The sequence below is a fragment of the Sphingobium sp. B2D3C genome (assembly GCF_025961835.1).
Lineage (GTDB): Bacteria > Pseudomonadota > Alphaproteobacteria > Sphingomonadales > Sphingomonadaceae > Sphingobium.
Genome location: NZ_JAOQOK010000001.1, coordinates 3,018,615 through 3,032,296, shown reverse-complemented (window position 1 = coordinate 3,032,296; position 13,682 = coordinate 3,018,615). Strand labels below are relative to the sequence as shown.

The window sequence follows — 13,682 nt, the reverse complement described above, 5'->3', positions numbered from 1 at the left end:
GCCAACATGGCCTCCTCATGCACAAAGCCGCCCCGCGCGGCTTCCCCGTTGTTTCGCGCCGCCGTCATGAACGATCATGCTGTTGAGGCGGGCGCGGACGCGATTGAGCGCGTCAATTCCTTCGTTAACCTCACGCTGGGCGCTGCGCATGTCTGGCAGCGTCGCGCCGGGCTGGATCAAGGTGATGCTGATGCTGATCGCCTCGGCCGTCTCGCGCGTGGCGGTGGATATGTCTGATGCCAGACCGGCAGGGCAGGGACTGCTCGTCCAGGTATGAAGGTCGAGCTGACCGGCATAGGCCTCGAGGAGCGGGGCATGGTTGCCCCCGGCGGCCAGATAGGCCCGGTCGAGCATCATGGCCTGCTCAAGCGATGGCTGCGCGCGGTGGTCCTCATCAGACCAGTAGCGAATCAGTCGCTCTGACTTGCCGAGGATCTGGGCGAGCTGCGCCCATCCCACCAGCGATCCCACGGTGTTGACGGCTGCAGCAAAGCTCAGCGGTTCGCGGCGCTTCGTCATGCCATCACCTGCTTTTCATTCACGGTGAGCGTGAACGAACGCCCGCCAGCGATCAGCCGAACCTCCGCCCCCCTCTCCCGGTGATGCACCGTCACGGCCTCGATATCGCGGCGGCGGTCCCGCTCCTCACGAAGCAGCGCCGCGACGAATTCCGCAGCTTTGGCAATTGTGGTAGGGGCTGGCACTGTGGGAGTTGCGCCAGCCCCTCCGCGCAAGGTGAGCTGGGCAGGCTTGTTCGTGGGGGAGGTGGGAGCCTCAAGCCTGTTCAGCTCATCGAGCGCGATCTCTTCGCGCACGATGGCGCGGATGGTTTCCTGATCGACACGGGAGAAGGTCATCAGCCTTGGCCTCCCAGCAGAAGGGCGAGGGCGAGCAAACCGCCGCCAACCCCAAGACCGATCAGCCAGTAGCGCAGATTATTGCGCTGCTGCTCGGCGAAGCCATAAGGGTCGCCAACCTTGTGCGTGCAGCGGACGCGGATAAGCCGCGGCACGGCCCAGGCGGACGAGTGGACGTTCTGCAATGTGCCCTTGCCGTGGCAATAGCGGCACTCGTTCGCCGGCATGATCTCGCCGGGCCGGTAAATGCGGCTGCTGATCATTTCTGTGACCCTCCTTGGAAAAGAGCGGAGAGGGCGGCACGCGCCTGCACCCGATAGTCCGCCCCGCTTTTGATGATCGTGGCGAGGGCAGCGGCCCCGGCCAGTGGGAAAAGGATGGAGCCGAGGGCGAGCATCAGGCTTGCCCCTCGCGCTTCGTTTCGTCCGCATGATTGAAACAGACCGCTTTCGCCGGATCGGCTAGGTCCGTCGCGTCGGTAGCAGGACGGCCGAGGGGGAAGACGACATGGTCGGCGGTAATCGGAAGTCCCAGAGCCTGACCGACCTTGAGAACATGGGGCTGCTTCTCAGCGGGGATGCGCCCCACGCGTTTCCACGCGGCCACGTTGGATGGTGGTTCGCCAATGGCGCGGGCTGCAGGGCGAATACCCCCGAAGAGACTGAAAATGTTCTGTTCCGAACTCATGCCCATTAATGTGCAGAACTTTTGAACAGTCGTCAACAGTGATTCTGAACGGACAGTGTTCAAAAATTCTGCATGGTGCTGACATGTCTCCTGTTGGCCCCAAACTGAAGGCGCTACGCCTTCGCGCAGTCCCCCCTCTTTCGATCCGACGAGCGGCGGAAAAGCTGGAGATGGGCCACTCGTCTTACAATTTTTACGAGAACCCGAACTCGTACAAGAAGTCGCACCTGCCCTTGGACTTTGCGCGCAAGGTAGCCGCGATGCTGGCCGAATACGGCGTGGACCCTGCCGAAGTCATGATGCTCGCTGGACTGAATGAGAGCGAGGCGGAGCCGGAAGCGCGTGCCATCGAAGCCGCCAAGCCCGCCGTCCAGTATGTCACCCTGTCAGTTGCTTTCCCTAGTGAAGACGCGCTGGCTGATATGTTCCAGAGCTTGCTCGCACTGGTGCCAGCGGACGCAACGAGGGCCGAAGCCGCGCGAATTCTCGCTCAGCGCCTTCCAGCTGGCTTTGCAGCGATCGGACCTGTCGCGCCCGATCAGGGCAAGGCGCCAATGATTGCGCCCGCAGAAGCTGCTCGGTCTCTCGCCACAGATCGTCCCTGACCGCCGCAATTGTCGCACACCGCACACTGCATCGATTGCAGGCAAACTCGCACCCTGGCGTCAATCGCCACGTCTTTCCCGTCACCAACCTTGTCCGTTTGTTCTTGGTTCGTTCCAGATATTAGAATCGTTATGTGTAGGAAAGACCGTAAAAAAGTTAACGGAACTCGAAATAGTTGAATTTATCAACCACGGTCGACTACTGTAGTTATCAGAGTAGTGCCGCTAGGGGATGCGGCTCATTTAGGGGGAACGTCATGAAAGTTCACGCTGTTGTCGCGTCCAGCATTTTGGTCGCTATGCCCGCTATAGCGCAGGATATCGCGCCCGCGTCTCAAGCCGTTTTAATCGCTCCAGTGGCTGAAAACGTGATGCGCGCCGGCACTGAAATTCCCCTTCAAATGCGTGAAGAGCTGACCACCAAAAAGAAGAAACTGCGCGTCGGCCAGCGGTTCCAGATGGAGGTCGCCTCGAGCGTCACGATGAACGGCGTGACAGTGATCCCAGGCGGCACGCCTGTCGTTGGAGAAGTCACGGAAGTCCGCAACAAAGGTATGTGGGGAAAATCCGGCTACATCGGTGCGCGGGTAGTCTCCATGCGTCTTGGTGATCGGCACGTTCGACTGACCGGCACGTTTGATGACAAGGGCGTCACCGGAACGGCTGGCGTCATTGGCGCTGTTGCACTTGTTCCATTGGCGGGCTTCTTTACGACAGGCACGAGCGCTTACATTCCCATGGGTTCGAGCGTGAAGGCGTTTCTTGACGAAGATCTCGCTTTCGTCACGCCGCACACGCAACCTGCAGCCGCGCCTGTGACGCAGCCCACTATGGAAGCTGCCCCTAAAGCGGCCGCTGCCGAACGGGACTTCACTGCGCCGGCAGTCGTAAGGAACTAGGACGAGGTGATGGGCTTGCGGCCGCTGACTATCTTCGCGGTTGCCATTCTGCTCGGGACCGGCGCTGGTGCAGGCTTTTCATATTTTGAGGACCGATCAGCGCCGACGAGCACTCTAATAGCTACCGAGGGAGACGGCGCTACGCGCTATGAGATCTGCGGTGTTATTAGACATAACTGCGTCGCGGACGGGGACACCTTGTGGATCGACGGCGAGAAGATTCGCATTGCCGATATCGACACACCAGAAATCGGTTCGCCTCGATGCGATGAGGAGAGGGCGCTTGGCCAGCGTGCGAAGCATCGCCTCCGCGAGCTTGTCAACGAAGGCCGTTTTGAAGTCCGCCGCATAGGCGACCGCGATGTGGACAAATACAATCGCAAACTTCGCGTTCTCGTTCGCGATGGCCGGTCTCTCGGCGAGCAGCTCGTGAGGGAAGGGCTTGCGCGGACCTGGAACGGTCGCCGCGAACCATGGTGCTAAGGAGAATTGCGTCTAACGCTGAGAGGAATAGCCGCTTTTCGGCTCGTTATAACTGATTGGGTAATAGGCAACTGTAGGGGGTAACGTGGAGCTTTCACCAATTAGACTGCTTCGCGACGATGTTGCAGTCTGGCTAATCTATGCCGGAAGCAATCGGCGCTTTCTCGACGATTTCTCGAATAACAACCGAGTGTTTCTTAATATTCCTGGATTTGACGCTACGCCGGCGGCATTTAGAGACGACGTTCTGATGCGCCGGCATCTTGCCATGTCCGATGCGGTCAATGAGCTCATTCGAGGGCATACCACTGCACACCCGTCACGCAACCCGCTTGACTATCTTCCCAATCCACATGCAGGCAACACGCCATCCGCCCGACAATTTGCCGCAGAAATTGGCAACATAACTAGACTATTTAAAATGGCCAAAATCGGTGACATCGTTATGTCGCCAGGGCACGGTCAGTTTGATCCCTTTTTAATCGGCGAAATATCAAGTAATTGGTCGAAATCGGACGACTTAGTTGTTCCACAGCTGGAAAACGAAATAGTTCCCACGCGTCGCGTTCGGTGGATAAATGCTGTCGCGACCCGACGCGATTTCGCCCCCCGCACCGCTAGGCGTCTCATAAATCGACACGCGATCACAATGATTGATCGCCGATTCTATCAAGATATCTTCGACAATGTCTATCCAAGCTACTCATGGCGTGAGAGGTCAAAGCTCGACCTGTTTGGAAACGGCTACGCTGGCAAAGATCCACTGCAGCCTTACGAAGCCGCAAAACTATTGAAATACGTTATGGCAGCCGTCTTTTCATATGAAGACGGGGAATTCGACGCATTTCAGGCGCTCGACATCGATGCCGCAATTCTTCAGTTTTATGATGAAAGTCGGGTCGCAGAGCTTGCGCAGAATTTTAACTCGCCGGGCAAGTTCACTGTCACTGCAAAGAGTGGGCTAGCCGCCATTTTGCTAGCAGGCGGTATTCTGATGGCGACCGGCGATCCCAACGCAAATTTTGCGCAGCAACGCGCCCATGTTTCTGCTCAGGTCGCCGGCGCTCTACAAGGTGCCAATGAAGCAGAAGCTAAAACTGAGCTCGACAATTTTATTAACTCATTCAACAGTGCTGCATGGAGTCCAGTCCAATCGAGCCTTGGGAAATCAGCTAAGAATACCTTGGATTTGACGTTAGATAACTCGGCTGAGGTTCAGCGGCACAAAGATGAGTTAAATGCTAAGTAGATTTCTCAACTGGCTAAGGAGTGCATTCCCTGTCTTCTTTGAAGAGAAGATGCCGGTATGGATGACTATATTAGCTAGTTTAGCTGCAGCAACACTAACTTATTATTTTGCGCCTATGTACTCTAGGCAGTTCCAGATTGAAGATGGCCGAAGTGCCCATCTTAAGCAAACAACGGATCAGCTTAATAGTGAAATTATTGAGCTTTCTCAAAAGGTTCGTAGGTTTGATTCTGCGCTTGTCAATGAAAAAGAAAATGCGTCTGATCTGCGTGAAGACTGCCTAGATCTAGTTACTAAACTTCAGTGGAGATTGGTCGATCTGCGCGTTATTTTGACGCATCCTGATGACGAGAAGTACGTTTCTTCTCTTTCAAAGGCGATAGAAGCCTTGCGCGTCAAACTGAACGCTCCGGTCACGGTCAACTACACGCGAGATGTGAGAACGGCGATGGGAGTGTTGGGTTCTGCGACTGCTGCCGTGCTGGATCGGCTTTACGCTAAGGCGTCGCTACAAGGCTGATGTATGCCTTGGGGCGCAGCCACCGCAGTGGCTCATCCAGTCTCCATTTTGATGCTCGACACGAAGCCGCCGGCTTTATCGAGCCGATGAGCCACCTCGGTGATGAGCCATGTGGTGGCATCAATCTCATCTTTGAAGCCGCTCACCGTGGCGCGCGCGTCCGGCGTCGCGTCCGGGCGCCCCAGAGCGACGCTTAGATCGAGCGTGGCCGGCGCGCGCTTGAGCCGGTCGCGTTCAGCGATTGCTGCGCGCGTGGCGCTGGCCTCATCCGGATAGACCTTGCGCAAGCGCTTGGCGCCTTTTTGCACGCCCACGGTCACAGCCTTGCGTTTCGCCTCTCGGCGATCGTGCCAGCTGGCCGCGACGCCTTCTTGACCCTCTCGCTTCTGCCGCTGCCATGAATGGCTCGAGACATGGCTGCGCGGGATCTCGATGTGCGGGAGGGCCTTGCCGCTGGTGGTGGCGCCGGCGCCTTTGCGCGCAAAGATGAGATTGCCATTCTTGATCGTGGCAACCGCATCATGCTCGCGGCCGAGCCGGCGAAGGAACGCCACATCGCTCTCGCGGCTCTGTGCGAGCGATGCCAGGGCGATCGATGACAGATCCGGCGCCACCTTCGCACCAAGGCCGTTGCGGCCCGCCACGTCCTGCAAAACCGCCCCCAGTGTGGTATCCTTCCAGCTGCCTTCGCGGCGGTTGCGGATCTCCGAGGTAAAATCCGCCGACCGCGCGCGGATCGTGATCTGATCAGGCGGCCCGGCATGGGTCACATCATCCACCTTGAAGCTGCCCTTGTGAACAAGGCCGATCGGCACATTGCGGCCCTGTTTCCAACCGATCTCGACGCTCAACACCGCGCCCTCTTTGGGAATCGCAAGGCCGCCATCGGTATCGCTCAGCACGATATCGAGCTGATCCGCCTCATCATCGCGACGCTCGGACAGGCTGAGTGAGACAAGGCGCGGGCGCAGCCGGTCGGAGAGATCGACGCCATCGAGTGTCACGCGCCAGTCCGCGATATTGTGGCCGCTCATTGCGCAGCCTCGGGGTCCTCGGGCGCCGGATCATCCACGCGCAGCAGATCAATCGCGAAATCGATGCGGCGCGGGCGACCATTGGCCGTCAGATAGGCATGGCGCTCATCAATCGCCTCAATCACGAAATTGCCAAGCACCTCGCCGGCGCCACTCACCAGTGGAACGGCATCGCCAGCGCTGGCCATCTGGCGCAGCTGGTCGATGCTCACCTGTCCATCGCTCAGCTCGGCATATGTGGCGCCGGATAGCGAGATAGTTTCGGTGCCCGGCCCGGTGAACTGCACCGCGTCGCGCGCGCCCATGCGCGGAGCGCGGGCATGTTGCCAGTCTGCCTTGCGTTGCAGCTCGTCGGGGGCAAGCGATCCCATCTCGAAAACGAACATGCCCAGAGCCATCAGATGCATCGCGCTGCCTCCTTAATCGTCGCCATAGCCGCGCCCACGCTTCTCGCGCTCGATCTGATCAATGGCCCGGCGCACGGCATCGGCAATGTCCTCGGGCACGCCGGCGCCGCTCACCTTGATCTCGATATGATAGGTGGAGGGTGCCGCAGCCGGCGCAGCAGACGCGCTGGCGCCTCCCTGCGCCGCAGCCGGTCCAGCGATCGCCACGGCTGCTCCACCGGCGCCCACGGCCAGCGCTCGGGTCATCAGGCCGGACAGCTCGGAGATCCGCTGAAGCGGCCCAGCGGTGTTCGCAGCAAGGCCCTGATCGAGGCCCTCCATCACGAACCCGCCCAGCCCCGCGAACACGCGCGAGGGCGAATGGATGCCGAGCTTTTCCTTGAACCACTTCGCCACGCTGCTGGCCGCGCCGACGATCGTATCCTTGAGAGCGGCAAGCTTGCCCAGCATGCCGTTGATCAAGCCCTGAATGAGATCCCGGCCGATCTGTCCGAAGTCGAGAGAGCGCAGGAACCCCACTGCGTTTCGGATCGCGTCTAGAATGCCGCTCCAGAGGCCGCTGAAATAGGCAACGATGCCATCCCAGCTGTCATAGATGAGATAGGCAGCAGCGGCGACGGCGGCGACGGCGGCCACGATGAGCAGCAGCGGGCCGAGCGCGATTCCCAGTGGCGCGGCCGCAGCGGTGAGCGCCGCAAAGCCGAGCGCCAGCGTGCCGAGCAGGATCAGCAGCGCCGCGCCGGCGCCGACGAACATCATGATGCCCTTGGCCAGCACCGGATGCTCTTGTGCCCAGCTGCGCATGGTCTTGGCCGCTCCGGCGACCATGCCAGCGACCTTCACTACCGTGGGGAGCAGATATTGTCCCATGGTGATGTTGAGCGCCTTGAGCCCGTTGGTGGCAAGGCCGGTGGCGCCCTCGGCCGTGGCGATCGCGCCGAGATATTCGGCATTCATCGAGCCGGCATAGCGACTGCTATCGCCCACCAGTGCGAAGTTCTCCCGCAGCTGATCGAGATTGTTGAGCATCGGCGCGATCGCGCCGACGCTCTCGGATCCGAAGAGCTGCGTGAGCGTGGAAGCCTGCGCCTCTTTCGATAGGCCCTGCAGGCGCCCGAGGACATCGAGGATCGCGCCGCCGGCATCCTTCTGCATGGCTTTGCCGACTTGCTCGGCATCAACGCCCAGCGACGAGAACGCCTTCTGCTGCGATTTGGTGGCGGCGCTGCCCTTGGTGAGCGCCAGCATCATATTCTTGATGCCCGTGGCGCCGATCTCGCTTTCAACGCCCACGCTCGAGAGCACTTGGCCCATGGAGGCGATCTGGGCTGCAGCCAGGCCACCCACCTTGCCGAGCGGGCCGATGCGCGTCACCATCTCGGTGACGGCGCTCACATTGCCGCCATAGGTGTTGGTGAGCGCGTTGATCTGATCGGCCAGCTCCACCACGCCATGTTGTGGCAGCTCGAATGCAGTCCGCCACTTGGCCATGGTTGCGCCGGCATCCTCGGCCGTGCTCTCAAAGGCCACGCCCATTTTGGCCGCATCCTCAGCGAAGCGCAGCAATTCCTCGCGCGGCACGTTCGCGCGGCCGGCGGCCGCCACGATCGCAGCGATGCCCTCGGCCGCCATCGGGATCCGCTCGCTCATGTCGAGGATATCGCTGGTCATCTGCGCAAAGGCTTGCGGGGAATCGAAATCAACCACCTTGCGCACGTCGGCCATCGCCGCCTCGAGCGTCATGGCCTGTTTGGTTGCCATGACGATCGGCGCGCCAGCGGCGGTGCCGGCGGCCACCATGCCGAGGCCAAGGCCGGTCGCCTTGGCGCTCACTTCATTGAGCCGATCGGTGTTGCGCTGTGCTCTCGCCACCTTGTCGAGCTGCTCGGTCTGGCGCTTCAAGGCCTGATTGGCGTCATAGGTGCGGACCGCCAGATCATGCTCGTGGCGCGCGAGATCTCCGACGTCGATTCCGGCCTCGCCCAACTGCCGGGAGAGCTGCTGCAGCTCATCCCCGCCCCTGTCCACCTTGGCCGTGAGAAGGGCGGTTTGCTTTTCAGCCCGCGCAAACTCATTGCGCAGCTTCTTGGTCGGCGCCTCGGTCTTTTCGAGCGTAGCGCGCAGCTCTTCCATTTTCTCGCGCTGCTGCGCCAGAGCCTGCGTATCGGCCGCAAAGCGACCCTCGGCTGCCTTGTATTTGCCCACCTGCTGCTGCGCCGCGTCGAGCTTTTGCAACTGCTTGTGCGTCTCGGCCAGATCCTTGCGCGCGTTCGAGCTGGCTCCGGTGATCGCCTTGAGCGGTGCGGTCACGCGATCGAGGCCCTCGAGGATGACCTGCAGGCGAAGGTTCTTGGATGCCATGTCTAGCGCTTTCCGGGTCTTTCAGGGGGCCTTGATCGGCGGGCGGCATGCTCACGCCAGCCCAGCAGCTCGCTCACGCTCATTTCGTCCATGACGGCCGGCCACCAGTGGAACGTGATCGCCAGATCCGCCATGGCATCCTCGATCAATCGTGGAGCGCCGCTCTCTGCGATCTCTGCAGCAAAAAACTCCCGATCTCCGCACCGCAGGCCAGCAGATCAGAGGGATCGAGATTGGCCACCTCGGCCTCGGTCAGCGTGGGTGAGGAGATCCGGGGGATGATCTTGGTGAGCGCATCGACCTTGAGCTGGCCCAGATCGACCAGCGAAAGGCCGCGCAGCTCGCCCGACTTGGGTTTGCGCAGCTGGATGCTCTCGATCGACTGCTCGCCGCGCTGCACGGGGCTATCGAGGGAAACGGTGCGAAAGGTCGGCTCGGCCGGGATGGTCATGATCATGCTCTCCAGAAGGGCAAGGGGCACGCGGCCCGGCCGGTGAAGCCGGGCCGCGACGTTTAGAAGAGGCCGATGGCGTTGCGCTGGGCTGCGAGGCGATCCACGCCATCCACGATCTCGATCATGTTGATGAAATCGATCTCGATCTCAGTGCGACCGTTCCAGAGCAGCTTGTAGTAGACGAGCGCGCTGGAGACGCTGAATTCGCCCGGCTCGCCCACCTCCTGATCGCCCATCTCGATCTCGCTGTGGCGGCCGCGCATGATCACCTCGATCGCGTCGACGTTGCCGCTGTCATCCTGCTGATAGGCACCGGCAAAGCGAAGATAGACGCCATCGATGGTTGTCGCGCCAAACTGGCGCAGAACGTCGCGCAGAGGGCCACCAGCTGTGAAGGAAGCCGAAAGCGCCTCCATGCCCATGTCAAAGCTCACCGGGCCATTCATGCCGCCGAGGCGGCTCTCTTCCATCTTCCGGGTGAGGGTCGGGAGAGTGACTGTCTTGACTTCGCCCAGATAGGCCGAGCCTTCGTTGAACAGCATCATATTCTTGAGGACGCGGGGGAGGCCCATGATTTGCTCCTATGATCGGGGAAAGAGGATGGCGGGGGGTCAGGCCTCGCTCAGCGCTGCGCTGAAATCGGCCAGATACTTGTCAGTGATGCGCTGATTGAAGCCGAGATCCTCGAGCGGGGGCGGCACCGTGTAGTCATAATCGATTCGCAGCTTGCCGGCCTTGAGGCTCTCCACCGAGTTGAGCGCGGAATCGAACCACGCATTGGCACCCAGCACCACGCCCTGCGCCTTGAGCTGGCGGAAAAAGCCGTTGATCGTCTCGATGATGTCGCGGGTGAGCGACGGGGTGAGCGGCTTATCCACCGCCCACAACATGCCCTTGGCGATCGTATCGGCGAGCAGCTGCGCCACGCGCACCGTGCTCTCATACTTATAGAGGCTGGTATCCGCTGCGCAGGTGCGGTTGCCCCAGAAGCGATAGCCGGCATCGGTGCGGATGAGGCTGGTGACGTGCGCCTGATTGAGCACGCCCACATCGCTCGCCATGTTCTCGATGTCCCAATAGAAATCCTTGGTGATGCCAAGGACGCCGGGCACCGGGACATTCGAGAGGGTCTTTTGCGGCCCGTATTGCTGATCGATCAGCGCGCGCATGGCGCCGGCATAGGCAGCGGCATGGCCGGTGACATTGGCGCTGGTGGCCGTATCCCAGACAAGCCAGTCGGGCGTGATCAGCATCAGCTCGCGCTCATCAAAATTGGCGCGATAAAGGCCGGCCTCGGCCACGGTGTCGCCGACGACGCGGGCATAAGCGAACGCGCGCAGCTTCTTTGCCACCACGGCCAGCGCCTTTGTGACGGCCTGCGTCTCGAGGCCGGGCGTGATCAGGATCTTGGGCTGAGCCGTCGTCTGGGCGCGCGATGCGAGCAAGGCCTGCATGCCAGTCTTTTCGCCGGCCACATCGCCGCCAATCACATTGCTCGCCGTCTCGGCCGCATCGCCGCCCTCTTCCACGCGCACCACCACCACGGGCGTGCTCACAATCGCATTGATCGCGCGCAGCGAGCTGGCGAGCGTACCATTGGTGCCGGCTTTGCTGATCGCATCGGAAAGATCCGTGATCAGCACGGGCTTATCGAGCGGGAAGGTGGCCGCATTTGCATCGCTGGCGATGGCGACAAGGCCGATGACGGCGGTCGCCACCGCAGTGATCGTGCGCGCGCCGCTATCGATTTCGGTGATGGTGATGCCGTGCTTGAAAGCCATTGGACGGTTCCTCGATTTTAAGCGTTGAGGGGGTAAGTGAGGCGCAGCCGGGCGTTCGGCGCTGGGGCATCCGTGCGCTCGGCATCGATGGTGAGTGAGGCAGTGCCAGGGCGATCGCCCGCAACGAGCTGGACGCGCCGCAAGCGCAGGCGCTTTTCCCAACGCGAGAGCGCCAGAGCCGTGGCTGCATAGAGGCGCAGGATATTGGGTGCGGTCATCGGCCGGTCGATCAGCTCGGGCAGCAGCGAGCCATATTCGCGGCGGCCGACGCGCGCGCCGATGGCGGTGCTGAGAATATCGCTCACGGACTGGCGGATATGGTCTGGCCCGTCGAGCGGGGCGCCCGTGCGGCGATCCATCCCGCTCATGCCGGCGGCCCGCTCTGCGCCGCACCGGCCGTCACGCTGCTGTGCCGGTGGCTCTTGAGGCTCTTGCCGTCCGCCAGCACATCCTGCTCAGCCGTCAGCGTGCCGCTCATGCTGATATCGCCCTCGAGGCTGATATCGCCCTCGATCGTCACATCGCCTTTGATGGTGATGCCGCCGGGCGCCTCGATCTGCGCGGTGCCGCCGGCGGGCAGCGTCGCGCGTAATGAATGGATGGCCTGATCATATTCGATCACCGCGCCATCATTGAGCGCCAGCTGCACGAGATCGGGATTGGTCGAGGGTGCCGGGTGCGCATTGCTGTAGAGGCCGAGCACCACCAGCCCGTTCGCCAGATCGCCCTCGGGCGCCAGCACCACGCATTGCTCGCCAACGGTCGGCGGCGACCATGAGCGCACGCCGCCGGCACGCTGGGCGAGCCATGGCAGCTCGCCGGTGGTGATCTCGCCAATCGTCACGGTGCATGTGGCGTTCGCGGGATCCACGGAGGCAATCGCGCCCAGCTGGATCACTTCGCCGGTGGTGTGCTCAAGGTCGGAAGGGTTGCGCATGGGCAGGACCATGCCGCGCGGTTATCGCTCATGCGCGGGGCTTCATCGGGTGAGAACGTCTCGCCCGATGAAGATGATTGAGCTCGGACAGTGGTAGGCAGGCGGCTGTTGCCCCTCAAGCCCCTCCAAGGCGTTCTGGCACGTTGATCGATACAGTTGAGGCCGATTTTTGCCCGAAGGGACAGGTACTGCGGGGCAGCTTATCGGGCTAGTTGCGCCCATGATCAGACTTCGAATTCGGGATTCCGGGATGCGCCTGTTGCAGCAAGCTTGCGCCGAGATGGCAAAGAAAATGAGCGATAATGAGCTGGCTTGGATGGCACGACGAAGTGCAGCGGCCGATTGCGTGTCTGCGCTTCAAGCTGCTGTTCTCGAGGAAGCAAACCGGCGCGGCATTAAGCCGCTAGCGCTGTCCAATGTGGGACCGGGCTAAACAAGCATTGCCATAACCGCGAGGACGGAAATGGCGAGAAATACTGCAACGATTGCAAGATTTCCTCCGCCCCTTGAAGATGGAGGACGTTCCGGATCATCGTTGCTTGATGCCATTGATCACTCTGCTGTTTTTGAACGTTTGGGCGCTTAAGCCCAGCGGATTTTGAAACTAGACCGCAGTTTTTAGCGGCTCAGGCTTTTTCGTGTCTGGGAGAGAGGCGCGAAGATGGTCGTGGACCTTCTGCGCACTAAAAGGCTTGGCAACAAATGTGGCGTGCTCCGGCATGTCGCCGGGCTCAGGGGCTATTCGTCCGCTGGCAATGACGATTTCGATGTGTGGCCAGTGCTCGGTGACATGACGGGCCAATGCAAAGCCATCAATGCCACCCGGCATTTCCACATCTGAAAAGAGCAAATTGATTGAGGTGGCATGCAAATCGAGAAGCTCGACTGCGGCTCGCCCATCACAGGCATCGAAACAGCGAAACCCGGCGTCCTCCAGAATATTGCAGGCATGCATCAGGATCAGCGCGTCATCGTCGACTACAAGAGCAGCAAGGGTTGTTGATTTCTCCACTTCCGGCAAACAAACTTGATGAATGTTAGTTTCACCGATGCCGGTTAATCACCACCTAATTGCCATATAGAGAAGGCAACTGGTCGTTTTTTCAATGACCGATGCAAGTTGGCATCACCTGTCATGACAATCGCGGGTCGAATGAAGGCACGGGTTTACTCAGTGCCTGATGAGTGCGGCGGGGCAGAGGTGATGACGCCGACCCTGATCTTTTCCGCTACGCCCCGCGCTACCTCATTGACGCGCTCGACGGTTGCGGCGCGATCATGCGTGCCGTTTTCCTTGATCACGGCGTTAACGGGGCGCTTGTGTTCAATCTCACCCAGCATGAATGTGACGGGCACTGTGCCGGTCGCGCTGTCGAGCGCGCCAATCTTGATGGTCATGTCTTCCATT

The 13,682-nt window shown here is 60.7% G+C and carries 20 protein-coding genes; 5 read left to right on the top strand and 15 right to left on the bottom strand.

All coding sequences use genetic code 11. The annotated features are described in order from the left end of the window. Positions 1 to 15: 15 nt before the first annotated feature. The 4 genes from M2339_RS14070 to M2339_RS14055 form a co-directional block, all read right to left on the bottom strand. Positions 16 to 519 carry a hypothetical protein gene (locus M2339_RS14070; RefSeq protein WP_264606437.1) on the bottom strand — a complete coding sequence of 168 codons (504 nt, stop codon included), beginning with the start codon at positions 517 to 519 and terminating at the stop codon, positions 16 to 18. Beyond that, the gene (locus tag M2339_RS14065) at positions 516 to 857 is read right to left on the bottom strand and encodes a hypothetical protein (protein ID WP_264606436.1); all 342 of its coding nucleotides are present in this window, start codon (positions 855 to 857) and stop codon (positions 516 to 518) included. The genes M2339_RS14070 and M2339_RS14065 overlap by 4 nt, the downstream gene beginning before the upstream one ends. Continuing rightward, a complete protein-coding gene (locus M2339_RS14060) occupies positions 857 to 1,120 on the bottom strand; it encodes a hypothetical protein (protein WP_264606435.1) in 264 nt (87 codons plus the stop codon). The genes M2339_RS14065 and M2339_RS14060 overlap by 1 nt, the downstream gene beginning before the upstream one ends. A 133-nt stretch (positions 1,121 to 1,253) precedes the next feature. Then, complete coding sequence (locus tag M2339_RS14055) at positions 1,254 to 1,544, bottom strand: carph-isopro domain-containing protein (RefSeq protein WP_264606434.1); 291 nt, start codon at positions 1,542 to 1,544, stop codon at positions 1,254 to 1,256. Between the two features lie 8 nt (positions 1,545 to 1,552). Between M2339_RS14055 and M2339_RS14050 the strand changes: the two genes are divergently transcribed. From M2339_RS14050 to M2339_RS14030, 5 genes are all read left to right on the top strand, one after another. After that, positions 1,553 to 2,149, top strand: coding sequence for an XRE family transcriptional regulator (locus M2339_RS14050; RefSeq protein WP_264606433.1), 597 nt, complete (start codon positions 1,553 to 1,555; stop codon positions 2,147 to 2,149). A gap of 257 nt (positions 2,150 to 2,406) precedes the next feature. Continuing rightward, complete coding sequence (locus M2339_RS14045) at positions 2,407 to 3,048, top strand: hypothetical protein (RefSeq protein WP_264606432.1); 642 nt, start codon at positions 2,407 to 2,409, stop codon at positions 3,046 to 3,048. 9 nt (positions 3,049 to 3,057) lie between these two features. After that, the gene (locus M2339_RS14040) at positions 3,058 to 3,531 is read left to right on the top strand and encodes a thermonuclease family protein (protein WP_264606431.1); all 474 of its coding nucleotides are present in this window, start codon (positions 3,058 to 3,060) and stop codon (positions 3,529 to 3,531) included. Positions 3,532 to 3,616: 85 nt separating this feature from the next. Then, positions 3,617 to 4,780: a hypothetical protein gene (locus tag M2339_RS14035; RefSeq protein ID WP_264606430.1), complete on the top strand. Its 1,164-nt coding sequence runs from the start codon at positions 3,617 to 3,619 to the stop codon at positions 4,778 to 4,780. Beyond that, positions 4,770 to 5,300 (top strand): hypothetical protein, encoded by a 531-nt coding sequence (locus tag M2339_RS14030; RefSeq protein ID WP_264606429.1) that lies wholly within the window; start codon positions 4,770 to 4,772, stop codon positions 5,298 to 5,300. The genes M2339_RS14035 and M2339_RS14030 overlap by 11 nt, the downstream gene beginning before the upstream one ends. A gap of 32 nt (positions 5,301 to 5,332) precedes the next feature. Here the strand turns inward: M2339_RS14030 and M2339_RS14025 are convergent, their stop codons facing one another. The 11 genes from M2339_RS14025 to M2339_RS13975 all read right to left on the bottom strand — a co-directional run bounded on the left by M2339_RS14025 (position 5,333) and on the right by M2339_RS13975 (position 13,681). Next, a complete protein-coding gene (locus tag M2339_RS14025) occupies positions 5,333 to 6,334 on the bottom strand; it encodes a contractile injection system protein, VgrG/Pvc8 family (protein ID WP_264606428.1) in 1,002 nt (333 codons plus the stop codon). Further along, positions 6,331 to 6,741 carry a phage tail protein gene (locus tag M2339_RS14020; protein ID WP_264606427.1) on the bottom strand — a complete coding sequence of 137 codons (411 nt, stop codon included), beginning with the start codon at positions 6,739 to 6,741 and terminating at the stop codon, positions 6,331 to 6,333. Before M2339_RS14020 ends, M2339_RS14025 begins: the two co-directional genes overlap by 4 nt. Positions 6,742 to 6,753: 12 nt before the next feature. After that, positions 6,754 to 9,102: a phage tail tape measure protein gene (locus M2339_RS14015; protein ID WP_264606426.1), complete on the bottom strand. Its 2,349-nt coding sequence runs from the start codon at positions 9,100 to 9,102 to the stop codon at positions 6,754 to 6,756. A 2-nt stretch (positions 9,103 to 9,104) separates the two neighbouring features. Next, complete coding sequence (locus tag M2339_RS14010; RefSeq protein WP_264606483.1) at positions 9,105 to 9,236, bottom strand: GpE family phage tail protein; 132 nt, start codon at positions 9,234 to 9,236, stop codon at positions 9,105 to 9,107. An 11-nt stretch (positions 9,237 to 9,247) separates the two neighbouring features. Then, positions 9,248 to 9,559 carry a phage tail assembly protein gene (locus M2339_RS14005; protein ID WP_264606425.1) on the bottom strand — a complete coding sequence of 104 codons (312 nt, stop codon included), beginning with the start codon at positions 9,557 to 9,559 and terminating at the stop codon, positions 9,248 to 9,250. A 56-nt stretch (positions 9,560 to 9,615) separates the two neighbouring features. Continuing rightward, positions 9,616 to 10,128, bottom strand: a complete 513-nt coding sequence (locus tag M2339_RS14000) for a phage major tail tube protein (RefSeq protein ID WP_264573695.1) — start codon at positions 10,126 to 10,128, stop codon at positions 9,616 to 9,618. A gap of 39 nt (positions 10,129 to 10,167) precedes the next feature. Next, a complete protein-coding gene (locus M2339_RS13995) occupies positions 10,168 to 11,337 on the bottom strand; it encodes a phage tail sheath C-terminal domain-containing protein (protein ID WP_264606424.1) in 1,170 nt (389 codons plus the stop codon). A gap of 17 nt (positions 11,338 to 11,354) precedes the next feature. Next, the gene (locus M2339_RS13990) at positions 11,355 to 11,705 is read right to left on the bottom strand and encodes a GPW/gp25 family protein (protein WP_264606423.1); all 351 of its coding nucleotides are present in this window, start codon (positions 11,703 to 11,705) and stop codon (positions 11,355 to 11,357) included. Continuing rightward, positions 11,702 to 12,274: a phage baseplate assembly protein V gene (locus M2339_RS13985; RefSeq protein ID WP_264606422.1), complete on the bottom strand. Its 573-nt coding sequence runs from the start codon at positions 12,272 to 12,274 to the stop codon at positions 11,702 to 11,704. The genes M2339_RS13990 and M2339_RS13985 overlap by 4 nt, the downstream gene beginning before the upstream one ends. A gap of 604 nt (positions 12,275 to 12,878) precedes the next feature. Then, entirely contained in the window at positions 12,879 to 13,286 is a 408-nt protein-coding gene (locus M2339_RS13980; protein WP_264606421.1) for a response regulator, read from the bottom strand. Between the two features lie 155 nt (positions 13,287 to 13,441). Beyond that, positions 13,442 to 13,681: a hypothetical protein gene (locus M2339_RS13975; RefSeq protein WP_264606420.1), complete on the bottom strand. Its 240-nt coding sequence runs from the start codon at positions 13,679 to 13,681 to the stop codon at positions 13,442 to 13,444. Position 13,682 lies beyond the last annotated feature (1 nt).

Coding starts and splice junctions, on each gene's coding strand:
- M2339_RS14050 (WP_264606433.1), top strand. CDS start 1,553: ATGTGCAGAACTTTTGAACAGTCGTCAACAGTGATTCTGAACGGACAG.
- M2339_RS14025 (WP_264606428.1), bottom strand. CDS start 6,334: ATGAGCGGCCACAATATCGCGGACTGGCGCGTGACACTCGATGGCGTC.
- M2339_RS14030 (WP_264606429.1), top strand. CDS start 4,770: ATGCTAAGTAGATTTCTCAACTGGCTAAGGAGTGCATTCCCTGTCTTC.
- M2339_RS14005 (WP_264606425.1), bottom strand. CDS start 9,559: ATGATCATGACCATCCCGGCCGAGCCGACCTTTCGCACCGTTTCCCTC.
- M2339_RS13985 (WP_264606422.1), bottom strand. CDS start 12,274: ATGCGCAACCCTTCCGACCTTGAGCACACCACCGGCGAAGTGATCCAG.
- M2339_RS13990 (WP_264606423.1), bottom strand. CDS start 11,705: ATGAGCGGGATGGATCGCCGCACGGGCGCCCCGCTCGACGGGCCAGAC.
- M2339_RS13975 (WP_264606420.1), bottom strand. CDS start 13,681: ATGGAAGACATGACCATCAAGATTGGCGCGCTCGACAGCGCGACCGGC.
- M2339_RS14015 (WP_264606426.1), bottom strand. CDS start 9,102: ATGGCATCCAAGAACCTTCGCCTGCAGGTCATCCTCGAGGGCCTCGAT.
- M2339_RS14000 (WP_264573695.1), bottom strand. CDS start 10,128: ATGGGCCTCCCCCGCGTCCTCAAGAATATGATGCTGTTCAACGAAGGC.
- M2339_RS14065 (WP_264606436.1), bottom strand. CDS start 857: ATGACCTTCTCCCGTGTCGATCAGGAAACCATCCGCGCCATCGTGCGC.
- M2339_RS14045 (WP_264606432.1), top strand. CDS start 2,407: ATGAAAGTTCACGCTGTTGTCGCGTCCAGCATTTTGGTCGCTATGCCC.
- M2339_RS14020 (WP_264606427.1), bottom strand. CDS start 6,741: ATGCATCTGATGGCTCTGGGCATGTTCGTTTTCGAGATGGGATCGCTT.
- M2339_RS14060 (WP_264606435.1), bottom strand. CDS start 1,120: ATGATCAGCAGCCGCATTTACCGGCCCGGCGAGATCATGCCGGCGAAC.
- M2339_RS14055 (WP_264606434.1), bottom strand. CDS start 1,544: ATGAGTTCGGAACAGAACATTTTCAGTCTCTTCGGGGGTATTCGCCCT.
- M2339_RS14040 (WP_264606431.1), top strand. CDS start 3,058: ATGGGCTTGCGGCCGCTGACTATCTTCGCGGTTGCCATTCTGCTCGGG.
- M2339_RS14070 (WP_264606437.1), bottom strand. CDS start 519: ATGACGAAGCGCCGCGAACCGCTGAGCTTTGCTGCAGCCGTCAACACC.
- M2339_RS14010 (WP_264606483.1), bottom strand. CDS start 9,236: ATGGCGGATCTGGCGATCACGTTCCACTGGTGGCCGGCCGTCATGGAC.
- M2339_RS13995 (WP_264606424.1), bottom strand. CDS start 11,337: ATGGCTTTCAAGCACGGCATCACCATCACCGAAATCGATAGCGGCGCG.